This is a genomic window from Planctobacterium marinum (genome assembly GCF_020687805.1).
GTDB lineage: Bacteria > Pseudomonadota > Gammaproteobacteria > Enterobacterales > Alteromonadaceae > Planctobacterium > Planctobacterium marinum.
Window position 1 is genome coordinate 84,536 of record NZ_JAJEWQ010000006.1, and the last position, 18,938, is coordinate 103,473.

Here is an 18,938-nt window from a genome sequence, read left to right on the forward strand (position 1 = left end):
GACCATAGAAATGGATGAATTCCGACTTGCGCTAATTGGTATCGGTATATTTGCCATAGTGGGCATACTAGCTCATGGCATGTGGACTATACGAAAAAATAACAAGGCTAAAAACAGTGAAGCCGACAGTCTTTCCCAGGCAGAACGTGCCGAGCCGGGGATTGTGATCAGTGATGATGATCCTTTGTTATCCGCCGATGAGAAAGTAAACGACCTGCAGTATGAGCAGGACGAAGACACGGAGTACGACCCTTTAGTGGGCGATGTGCCTTTGTATACGGATAGCGATATTGCATCATCTTCTGTTAAACAGAGTGCGCCAGCGCCAGCCGCTGCTGAATCCACGAAACGCGAAAATTATGACGAAGACGGGATTGGTGCCGTTCGCGTTGTATCTGATGCCCCGGCACAGAAACCAGAGCCAAAGGCTGCAACCCCTGACGTTGCAGTATCGGAGCCGGATGTCGCTGAGTCTGATGATATGCCGGAACCGCCTTCCAGTTTATTAAAAAAGGACGTACAGCTAAGCCGCAAAGTGTCTGCCGATGACATTCCCATGATCGATACTTCAATCGAAATTGAAGATGCGCCACGTCGAGGCAGTGCCCTGAAAAGTGAACATACCCGAACCGAAGTGGTAGGGGGCAATAAACTGGGACGCAATGCAGATTCCATTGCTGCCAAAGCTAAAAAGCTGGTGGGCCGAAAATCAGAAGAGAATGACACAAAAGCGAAGAAAAGCAGGAACGCGGAAAAAGACCGGGATCAGTTCGGCCTGGATTTGGAAACCTCACCAGAGCGGGAAGCACCCACCGACAATAAACTGTCTGCTGATGCTGCTTCTGAGGATACGCAACAAAACGAAGTGCTTATCCTGAATGTACGTGTGCCTGAAGGTAAAGCCATCCAGGGGGCGGCATTATTGCCGTCATTGTTGACCCTGGGCTTTAAATTTGGCGAACACAATATGTTTCATCGTCATGCGGCCAGTAATGGTAAAGGCCCGCGCCTGTTTACCCTGGCGAACATGTTCAACCCGGGTACCTTTGATATCGATAACATGGAAAACTTCAATACCCGGGGTTTATCGTTGTTTATGACCTTGCCTATCGAAGCAGATGCACATCAGGTCTTTAATATGATGCACAATGCGGCCAGAAAGCTGGCTGATGAATTTGGTGCTCAAGTACTGGATAGCCGACGCAGTGTGTTAACCAAGCAAAGCTTGCAACAGTATGTTGAAAAAATCCGAGAGTTTGAGCGACGCCGTATGATTCGCCGCGCCTGACCTACACTTTATCATCGGGCGGCGCAAAGCCGCCCGAAAAAACGCTATAATTCCCCAAGAGATTGATTAAGGTAAATTACCATTATGTCTGCCAATGACAGCCTGATTAGTGAGTTACAGTTACTGAAAACTCAGCTAAACGAATACAATTATCAATATTACGTGCTGGACACACCGACCGTTCCTGACAGTGAATACGACAGGCAATTACGTCGATTGCAGGAAATCGAAGCTGCCCATCCAGAACTCATTACTGCCGACTCGCCCAGCCAAAAAGTAGGCGGGGCGCCACTGGATGCGTTCCGTCAGATCACCCATGAATTACCCATGTTATCGCTGGACAACGCCTTTAATGAAGACGAGCTATTCGCGTTTGAGAAGCGTCTCAAAGATCGGCTAAAGCGTGACGTTGAGATAGATTACAGCTGCGAACCCAAACTGGACGGCCTGGCTGTCAGTATTCTGTATGAAAACGGTCAGTTTGTAAGAGCAGCCACACGCGGTGATGGTCGTGTGGGCGAAGACATTACCGCCAATGTGCGTACTATTAAAAATGTGCCCCTGAGCCTTAGAGGTGATGACTTTCCGGCTCGTTTAGAGGTCCGTGGTGAAGTCTTTATGTCGCTTGCCGGATTTGCGGCATTGAATGCGGCGCAAAAAGCGAGTGAAAAAAAGGTGTTTGCCAATCCAAGAAACGCCGCCGCGGGCAGTTTGCGCCAGTTAGATTCGCGTATCACTGCGTCTCGCCCTCTGATGTTCTATGCCTATTCCGTTGGCGTTGTGGAAGGCGAAAGACAAGCATTGGCTGATAAACACGCAGAGCGTCTTAATCAACTTACTCACTGGGGCATGCCACTCAGTCCTGAAGTTGCTGTAGCCAAAGGAGCGAAAGGTTGTCATGCGTATTATCAGGGTTTGGCAACAAAGCGGGCTGCTTTACCTTATGAAATTGACGGTGTTGTGTTCAAGGTTAACGACATTGCGCTGCAACAAGAGTTGGGATTTGTAGCCAGAGCGCCGCGCTGGGCTATTGCGCATAAATTCCCAGCTCAGGAAGAAATGACAAAGCTACTGGATGTTGAATTCCAGGTGGGGCGCACCGGTGCCATTACCCCGGTAGCAAGACTGGAACCGGTGTTTGTGGGCGGTGTGACCGTATCTAATGCCACCTTACATAATCAGGACGAAGTTGCCCGGTTACAGGTGAAAATTGGCGATACGGTGATAATACGTCGGGCTGGTGATGTGATCCCGCAGGTGGTATCCGTTGTCCAGGAGCAGCGTCCGGACGATGCCCGGGACGTGGTATTTCCGGTTGCCTGTCCTGAATGTGATTCTCACGTAGAACGACTGGATGAGGAAGCGGTATTGCGCTGTACCGGTGGCCTGATATGTCCGGCCCAGTTGAAGGAATCCCTGAAACACTTTGCGTCCCGTAAAGCCATGGATATTGATGGATTGGGTGATAAGTTGGTGGTGCAACTGGTGGATATGGGACTGGTTAAAACCCCCGCTGATTTTTTCCGTCTTGATGTCGCACCAATTGCCGCCATGGAGCGCATGGGCGAAAAGTCTGCTACCAATATCATTAATGCCCTGGACAAAGCCAAACAAACCACCTTGCCTCGCTTCTTGTATTCTCTGGGGATTCGGGAAGTGGGTGAAGCCACCGCGGCAAATCTGGCCAATCATTTTAAAACTCTGGATGCGGTGATGAATGCCACTCTGGAACAACTGGTGGAAGTGAACGACGTTGGGGAAGTGGTGGCGGCCCATGTCCGACACTTTTTTGCTGAAGAGCACAATCAAACCGTCATTGCGCAGTTACAGGAATTGGGAGTCAACTGGCCGGATATCGAAGACAAGTCCGGTACAGCACAACCCCTGCTGAACAAAACCTTTGTGTTAACCGGTACCCTGAGCGCGATGGGCCGTAATGAAGCCAAAGTGGTTTTGCAAAACCTGGGCGCGAAAGTGTCTGGTAGTGTTAGTGCCAAAACAGATTATCTGGTTGCAGGCGAAAAAGCCGGCTCAAAACTCACTAAAGCGCAGGAGCTGGGGGTTACTGTAATGACAGAAGATGAAATGCTGGCGCTATTTGCGCAGTATTAGCTATAGATCTGGTCGTGAAACAATGTGCTTGCTCAGATAGTTTCACGGCCCTCAGACTTCGTTCCCCGAAAAATATCAAGTATTAAACTAAATACCTCAATATCCACGCCGATACTCTTAATGAGGAAGGTAGTGTTTTCTCCAAAATGACAAGTGCACGCGTTGTGAGGACGAAGTGCCGATCATCATTATTAATTGCGATGACTATGGGCCGCTATAAAGTGCGTCGGTTTTTCGCTGTCTAAAATAATTAAAAATAACGGGAGGTCCTTGTGGCCTTGTTCGTGAACACGAACGTGTCAGCCTTGATTGCGCAAAACACCTTATTCGACGCGAATGCCGCGTTGAGTGTTTCGTTTGAAAGGCTGTCGTCAGGATTGCGTATTAACAGAGCCGCTGATGATTCAGCAGGACTACAAATTATCAATAAATTTGTAGCGCAGCGTGATGGCCTGGAACAAAGTGTGCGCAACGCCAATGATGCGATTTCTATGACTCAGGTTGCGGAAGGTTCTCTGAAGGAAGTGACAGCATCTTTGCAACGCATTCGGCAACTGGCAGTACAGTCGCAAAGTGGTATTAATGGCTCTGCTGAGCGAACAGCGATCCAACAGGAAATTACCGCACTGACATCGGAAATGAGCCGGGTGGTGAATGATACCAACTTCGCGGGCAATGCAATTTTGTCCGGTGCTTATTCTGCCCGTTTTCAGATTGGTACGTTTGCCGGCCAAACGATATCGGTAAACCTGTCCCGCAGTGGCGGATTTGGTCCTTCCGGCATTGGTGTTGGCAATGTTGATATCACCACCAATGCAGGTGCTTCTGCGGCGCTAACTGCCCTGGACAGTGCGGTTTCAGCCATTGGCAGGGAAAGGGCGGATATTGGTGCGTTGACCAATCGATTTCAGTCTACCATTCGCAATCTTACCAATGTGCAATCCAATCTGGCATCATCTATGAGTCGCATACAGGACGCGGATTATGCCAAAGAAACCTCCGAACTCACCCGAAACCAAATAATCCAGCAAGCCACAGTGGCAGTGCTGCGTCAGGCAAACAGTTACCCGCAAACGGCTCTGCAACTATTGATCTGAACATAGCCGCTTTCAGTCGGCATTAGTCCGGTATCTTTATCACACCGCGTAAGTAGCGCTGGCCCTGCCCGGAAATATAAACCCATTCCCCCTGTACATCGCAATATAATGTACCGCCTCGTTTTGACGCCTGATGAGCGACTAATTGTGATTTGCCCAGGCGCTTCGCCCAATAGGGGGCCAGACTGGCGTGAATGGAGCCGGTTACCGGATCTTCATCACCGCCATTGGCGGGCCAAAAGTACCGGGATACAAAGTCGTATTCCGTCCCGGGAGCTGTGACTACCAGATCCAGCGGTGCCAGTTGTTTTACCAATTCCAGATCTGGCTGGCATTCAAAGACCTGTTGTTCCGATTCATAAATAGCGTGCCAGGCCTGAACACTCCTGAATATTTGAGTGGGTTTTGGCTTCAGAGCGTTTTCCAGCGCCATTGGAATGACCGGCTCCGATTCCAATTTGCGCACCGGAAAGCGCATGCTAATTTTGCCATCGTCAGATTGAGTAATATCTAACGTTCCCACCGTCTGTGTGTGTATTTGCAGTCTTTTTAGCGCCGGTGTGGCATCAAATAATACCCAACAGGCCGCCAGGGTAGCATGACCACAAAAATCGATTTCAGTCAGTGGAGAAAACCAGCGAATGCTGTACTCTGACTCTGAGTTTTTAACCAGAAAGGCCGTCTCTGCAAGATTGTTTTCACTGGCTATCTGTTGCATCAGATTCGCTGATAACCAGGAATCGCGAATAACTACTGCAGCGGGATTGCCCGCAAAGAGGCGGTTGGTAAAGGCGTCTATAATATGCATTTCTTGCAGCATCAGCATTCTCGATTAGTAAATGTTTACAATAAGTTACAGTAAATAAAAAATGCTAGTGTACTATTTTCGACGACGTTTTCGCAGCAATGGAAGGTAAAAATGTACGATCCGATTGAACGCTTACAGACGATTTGGTCTCAGGCAAAAAACAACCCGTTACTACAACAAAAAAGTGCGGTTTGTGTCTCCACCATAAATGCTGAGGGCTTCCCCGATGGGCGTTTTGTGGACCTGAAAGAAATCAGTCAGGCAGGCATTTTGTTTTGTTCCGGCTATGACTCACAAAAAGGCCGGGATATAGCGCGCAACCCGAAAGTCGCCATGACAGCCTGGTGGGAACCGGTGGAATATCAGGTTCGCCTGTTTGGTGTGGCGGAAAAGATTGATTCTTCACTGGCCGATAAATATTGGCAATCTCGTCATCAGAGTGCCCGCATTATTTCGGCTCATATGCAGCAAAGCCTGCCTGCTGATTCGCTTCAGGCTATTCAGGAAAACTTTAAAAACGCACAAGCTCAGTGGCAGGAGAAGATGGTTCCCCGACCTGCAAACTGGGGAGGCTATCGGGTAATACCACAGCAAATTGAACTGTTGCGCTTTGAGGCCTCGCGATTACACTACAGGGAATGCTTCACAAAGACAGGTTCTCAATGGCATTATCAGGTTTTACAACCCTGAATACAGCGTAAATCTGATGACCGATAACCATGCTCAGCAAAAACTTGAATTAAGCGACGATAAACAGTTACTGGATGTGGAACTGATCCATGACTTTTTAGCGAATCAAAGTTACTGGGCCAAAGATATTTCACTGGAGCGCGTAGTGGTGTCGCTGGAAAACTCCCTGTGTATTGGTGCCTATTTAGGTAATCACCAGGTGGGATTTGTGCGGGTTATTACGGATTATGCCACTTACGCCAATATCAAAGATGTCTTTGTGGTGCCGGCTTATCGCGGCAACGGAATCGCCCGGGAACTGATGCGCTTTACTATGGCGCATCCGCATTTGCAGGGGCTCAGAAGAATGACACTGACCTCGAGTGATGCCAGAGGGTTGTATGAAAAATTTGGTTTTGCAGCATTGCAGAAGCCGGACACGCACATGGAAATTCACTGTCCGGATATTTATAAACAGCTGTCGGAATAGTCCGGCGTATTGTGACGATAGCAGAGGCGTAAATATTTTCCGAAAGTTGCCGTTACAATAGTAATAGCAGTTAGAGCAGAGTTATGGCTGACAAATGGGATGGTATCAACCGAAGAGTTACTTCTAAAAAGCACGACTTTTTTTTCCGCTTGAGTCGTGTTGGTAGCATTGTATCTTGGATTTTGTTTGTCAGTGGTTTGGTAGTGTTTCACTATGCCCGGCCAGAGCGGGTTTCCGGTGTTCAGCGCTATTGGGGGGTCTCCGGCAGAGAAGAGTGGAATGATGCCTTGCTGCCATGGCTGTACGCCCTGTTTGCCTTGTGTATCCTGTTTGGTTTGGGCATGTTGCTGTTACATCGCTATCGCAGCCGCCGCCAGAATGAAAACTGGGCCAGCGGCTTAATATTCCTGGTCGTTATAGCAACGGCGTTTGTGATTGGTGTGTATCAGGCGGTAAGTTGATGCACCAGTTGATTTAACACCTGAGTTACCTGACCCAATTCATCCTCGGAGATGATATAAGGCGGCATAATATACACCAGTTTGCCAAATGGCCTTACCCATAATCCGCGTTCAACACAAAAGCGCTGAACGGCGGCGACATCCACGGCTGAACGCATTTCAATGACACTAATGGCACCTAACACTCTGACATCAGCCACTGCTGCTGAGTGTTTGCAGGGAGCCAGTTCATGCAATAGTTGCTGTTCAATGCGATTGACTTGTGTTTGCCAATGTCCTTGTTGCAGGATACCCAGACTGGCATCTGCTACTGCGCAGGCCAGCGGGTTACCCATATAAGTCGGACCGTGCATAAATACCCCGGGTTGCCCCTGACACACCCCCATGGCCACATCATCGTTGCATAAGGTGGCTGACAACGTCATATATCCGCCGGTCAGCGCTTTGCCTAAACACAAAATATCAGGGCTGATACCGGCATGTTCACAGGCGAATAGTTTTCCGGTACGGCCAAAGCCGGTGGCAATTTCATCGCAAATTAACAGGATATCGAATTGATCACACAATTGCCTGACGCGGTGCAGGTATTCAGGGTGATACATGCGCATACCGCCAGCACCCTGAACAACCGGCTCCAGAATCATGGCAGCAATTTCGTGATGGTGTTGTTCCAGCATGTCGATAAGCGGCCCCATTTCATCTTCATTCCAGGGCTGACCAAAACGGGTTTGAGGGGCCGGTGCAAACAACTGCTGATTGAGTACCGGCTCAAATAGCGAATGCATACCATTGGTGGGATCGCTCACTGACATCGCGGCAAAAGTATCACCGTGATAACCATTGCGTGGGGCGATAAAACGGTGTTTATTTTGGTTTCCCTGACAGGCCCAATATTGCACAGCCATTTTCATTGCCACTTCTACCGCGACAGACCCCGAGTCCGCTAAAAATACCCGATTTAATCCTTCCGGAGTCATCTCCACCAATTTCTTGCACAGTGCAATTGCTGGTTCATGAGTCAGGCCGCCAAACATCACGTGGGCCATCTTTTCTAATTGGTTTTGTGCCGCGGCGTTTAAAATCGGGTGGTTGTAGCCGTGCACTGCCGCCCACCAACTGCCCATACCATCAATAACCTGATGGCCATTTTCCAGGGTAAGGCGCACCCCTGACGCTGATTTGACCGGGTAGCAGGGTAATGGGGAAATCGCCGAAGTGTAAGGGTGCCAGATATGTTGCGTGTCGAACTGAACATCAATAGAAGACAAAATACTCACCGTTTGATTAAAAAACAACCAAAGGTAAACTTTGGACTATTCTTTAAGTTGACAAATTAAATGGCGATTTTAGACTAAGCAGGCAAAAAAGAAAGCGTGTTTACAGGAAACCACATGGTCAGACAAAACGAATCTGCTTCTCAATTGCGTCATAATTGGACGCTGGCTGAAGTGAATGCTCTATTTAATTTACCTTTTAACGATTTGTTGTTTCAGGCACAAACGGTTCATCGTCAGCATTTTGATCCCAACCAGGTTCAGGTAAGCACGCTGTTGTCGATTAAAACCGGTGCCTGTCCGGAAGACTGCAAATACTGCCCGCAAAGTGCCCGATATGATACAGGTCTGGAAAAAGAGCGGTTGCTGGAAGTTGAAAAAGTACTGGAAACGGCCAGACATGCCAAGGCCACAGGTTCAACCCGATTCTGTATGGGGGCGGCCTGGCGTAACCCGAAAGAACGGGATATGCCTTATCTGGTGCAAATGATCGAAGGGGTGAAAGCGCTGGGGTTGGAAACCTGCATGACCCTGGGCATGTTAAACCGTGATCAGGCGCTGGCATTAAAGCAGGCCGGTTTAGATTATTACAACCATAACCTGGATACCTCTCCTGAATTTTACGGCGAAATCATTACTACCCGAACCTATCAGGAGCGTTTAGACACCCTGAGTAACGTGCGGGAAGCCGGTATGAATGTATGTTCCGGTGGTATCGTTGGAATGGGCGAAGGCGCCAATGACCGTTCCGGCTTATTGATGCAGTTGGCAAATCTTGAGCAACACCCTGAAAGTGTGCCTATCAATATGTTGGTGAAAGTGGAGGGCACACCGTTGCAGGATCAGGAAGATCTGGAGCCTTTTGAATTTATTCGCACTATTGCTGTGGCGAGAATCATGATGCCGAAGTCACATGTTCGACTGTCTGCCGGGCGCGAAGCTATGAATGAACAAATGCAGGCAATGTGTTTTATGGCAGGCGCGAACTCTATCTTTTACGGTTGCAAGTTACTGACCACACCTAACCCCGAGACAGACAAAGATTTATTGTTATTTAAAAAGCTGGGTATTAACGCGGAGAAAGGTCGGGATTATTCAGACGAAGCCCATGAAGCTGTACTGCTTGAGGCTGTTCAGGAACAAAAACAAGACAAATTGTTTTACGACGCGGCATTGTAAACTTCAATGCCATTCGAGCGCATTCAGTTAGCCCTTGCTGAACGTCAACAGCAAGATTTGCTGCGACAAACGGTGATTGTTGAAGCCATGCAGGGGGCATCACTACAGATACAGGGTAAGTGGTACCTGAATTTTTCCGGCAATGATTATCTGGGCATGAGCCAGCATCCAAAGGTGATGAGTGCGTTTGCTCAGGCGTTACCTGCGGGGGCTGGCGCATCGCCTGTGGTTACCGGCTTTAGCCAACATCATCAGGCACTGTGTGATTATCTTTGCCAACTCACCGGGCAAGAAAGTGCAATGTTGTTCAGCTCGGGATTTGCCGCTAACTATGCCGTGTGTAAAACCCTGATGGGGGAACCTGAGAGTTTAATTCTGGCGGATAAACTCAGTCATGCTTCTTTGATCGATGGGGCAATGTCGGCAGAAGCGACACTGAAGCGCTTCAAACACAACGACACGGTTCATTTACAAAAACTGTTAAGCTCGGCAAGCCGTCAGGGTGTTAAGGATATCCTGGTGGTATCCGAAGGGGTATTTAGTATGGATGGTGACAAGGCTCCCTTGTCGGCATTGCTGAATCTGACACAAAGCCATAATAGCTGGTTGATGCTGGACAATGCGCACAGTATTGGTGTTTTGGGGCCCGAGCAGTTTTCTATCGCCGCGAACGGTTCGCGGCATAAACCTCAAATCGTTATGGCGACCTTTGGCAAGGCGGTTGGCACCGGAGGCGCTTTTGTTGCAGGCTCTAAAACATTGATCAGTTTCCTGCAAAACTTTGCCCGCCACTATGTGTACAGTACCGCATTTTCGGCCGCGCATGCGCATGCCACACTTACCAGTTTAAAAACGATGGACGCAGAACCACAGCGACTGGCGCAATTGCAATCAAACATTGCGGCATTTAAAACTGCTTGTAAGCAAAACGACATTGTTGTGGCAGATTCAGATACTGCGATTCAACCGGTGATTATTGGTTCACCCGGGGCGACAATGCACATCAGTCAAATTTTGCAGCAGCAGGGCTTTTGGGTAACGGGGATTCGGTATCCCACCGTACCTAAAAACAGTGATCGTTTGCGCATTACCTTGTCAGCTTTACACAATGAGAATCAAATCAGCGCAATGGTTACCTGCCTGGCAAACGCCCTACATGAAGTGAATGGAGCTGTATTGCAATGTTAATGGCAAATGGTACGCAGTCAGACTGTTGCGCAGAGGCAACCTTTCAGGAAAACGAGGTGATTTCAACGCCAGTAAACAATGCTGAGTCAGCATCTGTTAAACAGGCCATTGCCTGTCGATTTGGCGAGGCCGCTGCCCAATATGACAGCCATGCACTGATCCAACGGGAGATTGCCGACTATGCCCTGACCCTGACAGGCAAGCACTGCAACAGGGGCTGTACGCAGGCGATTGATATTGGCTGTGCCACCGGCACTTACACACGTCGTTTAGTGCCTTTTGCACAACAGGTAGTGGGGCTGGATTTATCCGAAGGCATGATTAAATATGCCAAAGCACAAAGTGACAACAGTGCGATCCGTTGGGCGGTAGCTGATGCCGAAGCGTTACCGCTTGCTGACAACTGTGTCGATTTACTTTACAGCAGTATGGCGCTGCAGTGGCTAAATAGCCCTGTCAGGGTGGCTGGTGAAAGTTTTCGGGTGATGTCGCAACAGGGGGGGGGCGTTATAGCCGTGGTGGTGGATGGCTCCTTAATGGAATTAAACGACAGCTGGAATTGCCTTTCCCAGCCATCGCCGGTCAATCACTTTATGACCGCTGACGTCTGGCATCAGGCGTTTACCGCCGCCGGTTTTAAGGTGACAATTCAGCAACAGGCGTTTACTTCATGGCACAGTAATATTTTCGAAGTACTGCACTCTATAAAGGATATCGGTGCCGGCGTGGTGTTAAATAGCCAAAATCAGGGGCGCCTGAATAAACGCAAGCTGACCACACTGAATGAACAATATCAGAAGAGCTTCGCTGTAAACGGACGATTTCCGTTAACCTGGCAGATTGCTTTTCTTAGTTTTTGCAAACCTTAATCGGAGAATATAGCTTGAGCGCTTTTTTCGTAACCGGTACTGATACCGAAGTGGGAAAAACCTTTATTTCACGCACGATAATGCACATTTACGAGCAAAAGCGTAAAACCTGCGTGGGATTCAAGCCCGTCGCTTCGGGCTGCGTGGATACACCGCAAGGCCTGAGAAATGAAGATGCGCTGTGTTTACAAGACGCCAGTACCATTAATCTCAGGTACGAAGAAGTGAATCCCTTCGCTTTCAGAGAGGCTGTAGCCCCACATCTTGCAGCGCAAAGCGCTGGGCGAAAAATTTGTTTAAAAGCCATCGCTGACAGTTATGAAAAACTGTTAAAAAAACAGGCGGATCTGACCATTATCGAAGGCGCTGGTGGCTGGCGATTACCCATTGGTGAAAAGCGGTTTATGTCTGATTTTGTGCGGCAATACGACATTCCGGTGGTCATGGTGGTCGGTGTGCGTTTAGGTTGTATCAATCATGCCTGTATGACCGCTGAAATCATCCATCAAGACGGCTTACAGATTGCCGGATGGGTCGCCAATCATGTTGACGCGGGTATGCCATTTTTAACCGAAAATGTTAAGGCGTTAAAAGAGCATCTGGACATGCCTTTTCTCGGGGAAGTTCCTCTGGTGAAAGGCCCTAAAGAAGCCGCACATTACTTGGACGTAACACCACTGTTGCAATTTGATATGGTGGCCTGAGAAGCGCCTCAAACCGGGCGCGGGATAGTAAGGAGTGATGATGCAGTGAAAGCCGATTCTGCAGGCGCAAAAATCGGCCAGCCAGGTGGTGTGGGGTGATTTAGCGTGGAGCCCGGCTAGGTCCGGGTAACGTCCACAAAGATTTTCAATTTCTGACCGGGTTGCAAATACTTGTTCTTATTCAACTGGTTCCACTTTGTCAGATCACTCACAGCGACATTAAACTTGCCAGCAATACGGGCCAGTGAATCGCCTTTTCGCACCGTATAGGTAACGGTGCGCACTACGGCATTATCGGTTTGCATTTCACTGACTTTATTCACCCAAATTACCAGCTTTTTCCCCGGTTTTAAGGGATCGGTTGGTGCCATACCATTCCATCTGGCAAGACTGCGTAAATTAACGTTGTATTCACGACTGATATCCCACAAAGTATCACCGCTTTTGACTTCGTGTTGTAGTTGATATGAACCGCGCTTTTCGGACTGTTTGGCCAACAACCGCTGTTCCTGTGACAGAGAGTAATAATCCAGTGATTTTAGCGCGACCGGTATCATCAGGAAGTCACCTGCCCGTATCACGTTACCGCGCAATTCGTTGACCTGCTGAATAACATCAACTGACGTGTGATATTTCTTTGCCAGTTTTAACAGGCTCTCACCGGATTTAATTTTGTGTCTGACCCAGTTGAGCCGTTGTCTCTCTGACTTTTCTCCCAGTGCAATTTCAAACTGTTCAACTTTATCAACGGGTAATAACAGCCGATGTGGCCCATTTGGATCGGTGGCCCAGCGGTTAAAACCCGGGTTTAACGAATGTAATTGCTCTACTGTCAGACCGGCCCATTCTGCCGCCATGGCAAGATCAATTTGTGAGCCCACATCAACAATTTGCGTCACGTCTTCGTTTTTCAGTGTAGGCCAGGCAAACTCCAACTCATCTGCCCGATTCAACAAATCAGACAAGGCTAATAGTTTAGGCACATAGGCGCGGGTTTCGCGCGGTAGATCAAGATGCCAGAAGTCTGTGGGTTTGCCCGCTTTTTTATTGCGTCTGATGGCATTTCTTACCCGGCCTTCGCCGCTGTTGTAGGCCGCAATGGCATGCAACCAGTCGCCATCAAAATACTTGTGCAAATAGGTAAGGTATTTAATGGCGCCATCGGTGGCCGCGATGACATCTCTGCGGCCATCAAACCACCAGGTTTGTTTAATGCCGAAACGTTTAGCTGTTCCCGGGATAAACTGCCAGGTACCCGCGGCCCGGCCATGTGAGTAGGCAAAGGGGTCAAATGCGCTTTCGACAATGGGTAATAGTGCCAATTCCATTGGCATGTCTGCTGCTTCTAATTTGGCAACAATGTGTTTAAAGAAAGGGGCGGCGCGTTTGTTAACCCGTTGCATATATTCGGGATGCTTGCGGTACCAGGCTTGTTGATTCCAGATACGTCTGTCATCGGGAATGTCCATAGATAGCTGGTCGCGTACCTGTTGCCATAGGTCATTGCGTTCTATTACATCTTCTTCTGTCACTTCTTCCACCTGAGGTACAGAGCTAATCAGCTCTTCCAGCTCGGTGACCGGGTGAATGATCGGGTGCGTACCTTCACTGTTTTCATCACATTCGAAGGTCAGATCGGCTACATCAGGGGTAATGTCGCATTCATCGGTGTATTCTGCCGCCAGGAAGTTGGGGTTGTCAGTCTCACTGGTTTCAAACGGAGATGTAACCTGGCAACCTTGAATAACAAAAGGTAATAGTAAGGGAAGTAGAATTCTGTAGGTCACGCAATAATCCTGTAGGTTAGTGGCATATTCATTAAAACTGGTCTTTTAGATGACGGACTGCGGCAAAGGTTTCCGTGTCATTATCCGGCAAAGCTCCGGTTTTTCTCTGCACCGCCTCAGCCAACAACCGTTCTGAAACTCGCAGATACGGGTTTACCTTTTTTTCACGGGCAATGGTTGTCGGTAAAGTGGGGGTATTTTGCTGCCTCAGCTGGTTAACCTGAGTGGCATATTGCAACAGTGCTTCGTCATCAGGCAATAAATCTAATGCAAATCGCAGGTTTGCCTGAGTGTATTCGTGGGTGCAATAGACTTTGGTGTGCTCCGGCAGGTGGGCATAGCGTTGTAAAACCTGATGCATTTGTTGTGGGGTACCTTCGAACAGTCGGCCGCATCCGGCAGAGAACAAGGTATCACCACAAAACAAACCAGGTTCACCATAAAATGCTATATGCTCTCTGGTGTGTGCCGGAACTTCCATTACCTGAAATGCAATGTTTAACGGTTCAAGCAGGATGGTATCTGCTTCACTCACTGCTTTATCGATATGTGCTATACGTTGGGACACCGGGCCAATAACCGTCACATTGGCCTTTTTCAATTCAGCCACACCGCCAATATGGTCCGGGTGGTGATGGGTAATCAAAATATGAGTAAGCGTCAGTTGCTGTTGTTGTAAAAAAGCTTGGACAGGTGCAGCGTCACCCGGGTCTACAACGACAGCATGGGTGTCGTTGTGCAGGCACCAAATGTAGTTGTCGGTAAAGGCCGGAATTGGGAAAACGCTGATCATATACTGTTTAAAAATACTATAGTTCTTGGCAAAGTTGCCATAATATAACGTTCTTGAGTTCAGACTGCTAATTTGATTTATTCGGAATAACGTTGTTCAGGCCAGCATTTACTAATAAAAAACTGGTTGCTCCGCAATCCTGGCAAGCTATGCCTCACTCAGAGGCGTTGCGCGCAGTGTATGAGCAGCAATTGTCTGACATTATGCAGCAGTGCTTTGGCTATCACCTGATCAAGCTTGGGGGCCTGAGCCAGTCGTTGTCGTTAAAGAGTTGTCCTATAAAGCACCAGGTGTCACATACCTATCAGCAAAACCCGGAGGGTGGGGTGGTTTCTTTGCCCACTCATTTACCCTATCGGGAAAAAAGTGTTGATGCGGTGCTGATGACTCACGTGCTGGATTATGCCAGCGATCCACATCAGGTGCTGCGGGAGGTGGATCATTGCCTAATTCCCAATGGACATTTGGTGATTGTGGGCTTTAATCCTTACAGTATGGCGGGCGTGGCGCGTTGGCTACCCATCAAAAAAGACAGCGCTTTACATGATGCGCGTTTTTTCAGTCGGTCACGGGTTATAGACTGGCTTTCCTTAATGGGGTATCAGGTGACCCAGGAAAAGCGTTTCTTGTTTTCAGAGTTGCTGTACAGTAAAGACCTCAATAAAACCAGACAGTGGCACACACATGCAGAAAAATACTTATCTTTTTTCTCTTCTGTTTATGTGATTGTCGGGAAAAAACGAGAATACCCACTATCTTTAATAAAACCGGCCTGGAAACCCGTGCGGAAGTTCTCGCCTGTCGGTGCCAGCCTGCGAGTAAAAGAACGAAATTATTAAAAAAATGTCTGATGCTTTCCCGAGTTCAGACGATAAGTAAAAACACGCGTACATTGTTTCAATAACTAGAGAAAATGCCCTATGTGGTGGTTAAAAAAAAGCAACGAAGACGACCTGCGTCAAATCAAACAATTAACCGATGAAAATCAAACGCTAAATCAACGCCTTTCGGCACTGGAAAAACAGTTGTCAGATACCGAACTGCTGTTGTCTGAAACACAACAAAAAGATACCGGCGAGAGCAAGCTGGCAGAAAGCCTGTTACGCGGTAATGCTCAATTGAGCAATATGCGGGATTTGTTACAGGATAGTGCCAATGTACTGGCATCACAGTCCGACAGTCTGGCGAACACCGAAGATTTATTCAGTGGCTCCGCTGAAATGTTAGACGAGGCTGTTGGTGGTCTCAGTCAAATTGACAGTATCGCAGCCAAAGGCGTTACCCATGCGGGCGAGCTTTCCGGCCTGGCAAGCAGCATCAGCAACTTTGTTGGTGTGATTAACTCTATCGCTGAACAAACTAACCTGCTGGCACTGAATGCCGCCATTGAGGCAGCCAGGGCCGGTGAAAGCGGGCGCGGTTTCGCCGTGGTAGCAGAAGAAGTCAGAAACCTCGCAATGCGCTCTTCTGAATCCACTCAGGAAATCAATAACCTGGTAGAAAAAATTGAAGAAGGCACGCGTAACATCGAATCGAATATTAACGACGTTTCGGAAAAGTCGCGGGTGCTGGTGGAAAAAACCCGTGAAGTTAAAAGCAAGGTGTCGCAGGTGCTGAGTATGTCTGGCACTATGCGCGACACCATTTTATCTACTTCGGACAAGAGTTTACTGGCAGTCGGCCAGGTCGAGGTGTTTCACGCCAAAGGGCTGGTTTATGAAAGTCTGTCTGGGCGAGGCCGGGGCACAGTTCCGGGCAGAGAAGATTCTGAGTTGGGACGCTGGATGCAGCGCGAAGGTCAGGATAAATACGGTAAACTGAGTGAGTTTAAATCCAGTCAGCAAACTATGCAGAAATTCTACGACGTGGCAAAACAGGTGGTGTCGTCTGCAGCGCACGGCGTCAACGATAATACGCTTGAATCAGTGCAAAAAATGGAACGTGCCGCAGATGATTTTCTGTCCTCACTGGTGCGCTTAAGCAACAAACTCTGATTGTTCATCTTCACTAAAACTAAGGTGCAATTCCAACCGGATTTGCACCTTGTTAAGCCTAAAAACTCTACGCTGTTTTCAGACCATTTTTAATCAGCTTATCTTTTAAAATGTAGTTTTGCGGGAACAACAAAAAGTAGGTAAAACCTGTAAAACCAATCCATTTAGTAGGCACAAATATCGCCAACACTAAAGCTAAAACACAAATACTGGCGGAACTGAGCCATAACCACGCCTCTGTTTTAGCGATAAACCCTTCATCTTCGGTCAATTGAATTTCTTTAGCCATGCTGGCGGCATGTGCATATAGACCGGCAAAGGTCAGACTTAACATAAAAAATCCAACGGCATAGAATCCAAACAGAAAACGCACCTGCCAGACAGCTTTAAAATCCATATTAAAGGGAAACCATCCTTGCGACACAAAGCCCATTAAACCTTGCATCATCAGTCGTAATGGGTAGATATACACCAGCACCAGGAACACCAACAGGCAACTTAGAAAGATGGTTTTGTTGTCTTCCAGACCATATTTGCGGCACCAGGTAGCATGCTCGTGCCAAATCCACGCCAGGATTGCAAAGCTGGCCGCAAAGGCAGGGATGTGTTTGGCTGCATCCTGTAACTCAGCAAATGTGCTGGGGATCGAATCTACTGAAATTACCAGCATAGAAACTGCAAAGGCAAACGCCGCTGCAACAAAAGTTTCTATACGGCTCATGCTGTCGCCACGAAACTCTGACATGAGTATGTTCCCTTATAGGTTGTAATTTTTGTTTTTCTCGGAACTTAGTTTGCCACAGGTGAACGAGAAGGGGGAGGGAAAGTATCCGGGAGTTGAGTTTGCGCGATTTTATCCCAGGGTTAAATATCTTTATTTTTAAACACCTGTTTTGCTATTCGTATTGTTCGGTGCATATCAGTAAGTTGTTTTTCATGGCATATTGCAGGGCTTACCACTGCTCCAATTAACATGAGAATTGTGAAAGTTACCATCCTGTAGGCTTTGAATTCTATTTTAATTTAGTGGAGCAGGGGAACTCAGCTATGTCTTATATCTTCTGGTTTTCTGCGCGTTATCCATGACTTTTTCTTGTTTCATCATTGAATGCTCGTTTTTCTGGATGGGCTATAATTAAATTCTGAAATCAAGTGAACTGAGTTTCCATGAATCCCCTAAAGCGTTTACCCACGACATTAGTGTGTTTTCTGTTCCTGATGATTCCTTGTTTGGCGCAAGAAAGCTCACCGGCCCCAGGTAAGACAATTTTCCTCCTGGCAGATGAGTGGTGCCCGTACAACTGTCATCCTGATTCGGAACTTCCGGGTTTTATGGTGGAAATTGCTAAAGAAGTATTTTCTCCACATGGCTATAGAGTTATATACGAAAAAACCAATTGGTCTCGGGCGGTGCGGAATGCACGCATAGGCAAGGTGCATGGAATTATCGGAGCACTTAAGGGCGATGCGCCCGGTTTTGTATTCCCAGAAAACTCATTAGGAATGACGGAAAATCTTTTTTGGGTGCCAAATACGTCTAATTTTGCTTACCAGTCAATTACCGATTTGCAAGCCATTCGGGTGGGGGTTATTCAGGGCTACTCTTATGGCGAAGACTTGGATAAATACATTGAAAGCAACAAACTAAACGAAGCAACATTGCATTCTATCTCAGGTCAAGATGCCCTGGAGCGGATCCTGCAATCACTAATCTTGGGGCGGGTAGATGTGATAGTGGAGGAAAGGGCTGTGATGTTGAATCACTTACTTTACCATCCAAATAAAAACGAAATTAAGCCCGCAGGAAGAGTCAGTATTGACCCCGTGTATATTGCATTTTCTCCAAACCGACCTGAATCAAAGCAACTTGCCAAATTGTTGGATGTTGGAGTTGCCCAATTGAAAGCTCAGGGGAAACTGCGCATTATTTTAGAAAAGTACGGATTAACAGAATGGTGAATGTAACTTAGAGAACAATATTGACAGGCTCGCTGAAGTCATTCGTAAGTTACATAAAGTCAATGACTGGAAAATGTAAAGCAGGCGAAATTTACAAAGTAATATATTAGGGTTAATTGGAGAGCACGTCAGATTCAGAGTGCGGGGGGATTGTCCTCAAGTCCGTCCATTAGGCAATCTGATTGAATTTAGAGATATGAATTTTTGTGCCGGGAGCTTTAAACCATCCATGGTGAGGGCTTCCTGCTCGACGTCCACTAGTCTTG

Annotated in this window: 18 protein-coding genes; 13 read left to right on the top strand and 5 right to left on the bottom strand. The window is 47.8% G+C overall.

Annotation, left to right across the window (positions count from 1 at the left end):
- Nucleotides 1-10: 10 nt before the first annotated feature.
- The 3 genes from zipA to LJ740_RS18240 all read left to right on the top strand — a co-directional run bounded on the left by zipA (nt 11) and on the right by LJ740_RS18240 (nt 4,497).
- On the top strand, nt 11-1,288 hold the full coding sequence (gene zipA, locus LJ740_RS18230) for a cell division protein ZipA (protein WP_229530570.1): 1,278 nt from the start codon (nt 11-13) through the stop codon (nt 1,286-1,288).
- An 84-nt stretch (nt 1,289-1,372) separates the two neighbouring features.
- On the top strand, nt 1,373-3,400 hold the full coding sequence (ligA, locus tag LJ740_RS18235; protein WP_229530571.1) for an NAD-dependent DNA ligase LigA: 2,028 nt from the start codon (nt 1,373-1,375) through the stop codon (nt 3,398-3,400).
- A gap of 272 nt (nt 3,401-3,672) precedes the next feature.
- Nucleotides 3,673-4,497 carry a flagellin N-terminal helical domain-containing protein gene (locus tag LJ740_RS18240; RefSeq protein ID WP_229530572.1) on the top strand — a complete coding sequence of 275 codons (825 nt, stop codon included), beginning with the start codon at nt 3,673-3,675 and terminating at the stop codon, nt 4,495-4,497.
- 22 nt (nt 4,498-4,519) lie between these two features.
- Here the strand turns inward: LJ740_RS18240 and LJ740_RS18245 are convergent, their stop codons facing one another.
- Entirely contained in the window at nt 4,520-5,317 is a 798-nt protein-coding gene (locus LJ740_RS18245; protein ID WP_229530573.1) for a PhzF family phenazine biosynthesis protein, read from the bottom strand.
- Between the two features lie 99 nt (nt 5,318-5,416).
- Here LJ740_RS18245 and LJ740_RS18250 point away from each other — a divergent pair, with 99 nt between their 5' ends.
- The 3 genes from LJ740_RS18250 (at nt 5,417) to LJ740_RS18260 (ending at nt 6,925) form a co-directional block, all read left to right on the top strand.
- The gene (locus LJ740_RS18250) at nt 5,417-5,995 is read left to right on the top strand and encodes a pyridoxine/pyridoxamine 5'-phosphate oxidase (protein WP_229530574.1); all 579 of its coding nucleotides are present in this window, start codon (nt 5,417-5,419) and stop codon (nt 5,993-5,995) included.
- A 16-nt stretch (nt 5,996-6,011) separates the two neighbouring features.
- Nucleotides 6,012-6,464, top strand: coding sequence for a GNAT family N-acetyltransferase (locus tag LJ740_RS18255; protein WP_229530575.1), 453 nt, complete (start codon nt 6,012-6,014; stop codon nt 6,462-6,464).
- Between the two features lie 83 nt (nt 6,465-6,547).
- The gene (locus LJ740_RS18260) at nt 6,548-6,925 is read left to right on the top strand and encodes a hypothetical protein (protein ID WP_229530576.1); all 378 of its coding nucleotides are present in this window, start codon (nt 6,548-6,550) and stop codon (nt 6,923-6,925) included.
- Here the strand turns inward: LJ740_RS18260 and bioA are convergent.
- The gene (gene bioA / locus LJ740_RS18265) at nt 6,910-8,193 is read right to left on the bottom strand and encodes an adenosylmethionine--8-amino-7-oxononanoate transaminase (RefSeq protein ID WP_229530577.1); all 1,284 of its coding nucleotides are present in this window, start codon (nt 8,191-8,193) and stop codon (nt 6,910-6,912) included. The two genes, LJ740_RS18260 and bioA, sit on opposite strands and share 16 nt — an antisense overlap.
- A gap of 123 nt (nt 8,194-8,316) precedes the next feature.
- On the opposite strand from bioA, the gene bioB reads away from it, so the two are divergent.
- From bioB to bioD, 4 genes are read left to right on the top strand one after another with little or no spacing between them, the layout of a single operon-like run.
- Nucleotides 8,317-9,378 carry a biotin synthase BioB gene (gene bioB / locus LJ740_RS18270; protein ID WP_229530578.1) on the top strand — a complete coding sequence of 354 codons (1,062 nt, stop codon included), beginning with the start codon at nt 8,317-8,319 and terminating at the stop codon, nt 9,376-9,378.
- 6 nt (nt 9,379-9,384) lie between these two features.
- Complete coding sequence (locus LJ740_RS18275; RefSeq protein ID WP_229530579.1) at nt 9,385-10,566, top strand: aminotransferase class I/II-fold pyridoxal phosphate-dependent enzyme; 1,182 nt, start codon at nt 9,385-9,387, stop codon at nt 10,564-10,566.
- A complete protein-coding gene (locus LJ740_RS18280; protein ID WP_229530580.1) occupies nt 10,560-11,435 on the top strand; it encodes a methyltransferase domain-containing protein in 876 nt (291 codons plus the stop codon). Before LJ740_RS18275 ends, LJ740_RS18280 begins: the two co-directional genes overlap by 7 nt.
- 14 nt (nt 11,436-11,449) lie before the next feature.
- Complete coding sequence (gene bioD, locus LJ740_RS18285) at nt 11,450-12,139, top strand: dethiobiotin synthase (RefSeq protein ID WP_229530581.1); 690 nt, start codon at nt 11,450-11,452, stop codon at nt 12,137-12,139.
- A 116-nt stretch (nt 12,140-12,255) separates the two neighbouring features.
- On the opposite strand, the gene LJ740_RS18290 is transcribed toward bioD, so the two are convergent.
- Nucleotides 12,256-13,926: a lytic transglycosylase gene (locus tag LJ740_RS18290; RefSeq protein WP_229530582.1), complete on the bottom strand. Its 1,671-nt coding sequence runs from the start codon at nt 13,924-13,926 to the stop codon at nt 12,256-12,258.
- Nucleotides 13,927-13,957: 31 nt separating this feature from the next.
- Nucleotides 13,958-14,719, bottom strand: a complete 762-nt coding sequence (gene gloB / locus LJ740_RS18295) for a hydroxyacylglutathione hydrolase (protein ID WP_229530583.1) — start codon at nt 14,717-14,719, stop codon at nt 13,958-13,960.
- A 92-nt stretch (nt 14,720-14,811) separates the two neighbouring features.
- Between gloB and LJ740_RS18300 the strand changes: the two genes are divergently transcribed.
- Both LJ740_RS18300 and LJ740_RS18305 read left to right on the top strand, forming a co-directional pair.
- On the top strand, nt 14,812-15,558 hold the full coding sequence (locus LJ740_RS18300) for a class I SAM-dependent methyltransferase (RefSeq protein ID WP_229530584.1): 747 nt from the start codon (nt 14,812-14,814) through the stop codon (nt 15,556-15,558).
- Between the two features lie 81 nt (nt 15,559-15,639).
- A complete protein-coding gene (locus tag LJ740_RS18305) occupies nt 15,640-16,713 on the top strand; it encodes a methyl-accepting chemotaxis protein (RefSeq protein WP_229530585.1) in 1,074 nt (357 codons plus the stop codon).
- Between the two features lie 67 nt (nt 16,714-16,780).
- Here LJ740_RS18305 and LJ740_RS18310 read toward each other — a convergent pair whose 3' ends face one another.
- Entirely contained in the window at nt 16,781-17,458 is a 678-nt protein-coding gene (locus LJ740_RS18310) for a TMEM175 family protein (protein WP_229530586.1), read from the bottom strand.
- Between the two features lie 422 nt (nt 17,459-17,880).
- On the opposite strand from LJ740_RS18310, the gene LJ740_RS18315 reads away from it, so the two are divergent.
- Nucleotides 17,881-18,672: a substrate-binding periplasmic protein gene (locus LJ740_RS18315; RefSeq protein WP_229530587.1), complete on the top strand. Its 792-nt coding sequence runs from the start codon at nt 17,881-17,883 to the stop codon at nt 18,670-18,672.
- The last annotated feature ends 266 nt before the right edge of the window (nt 18,673-18,938 follow it).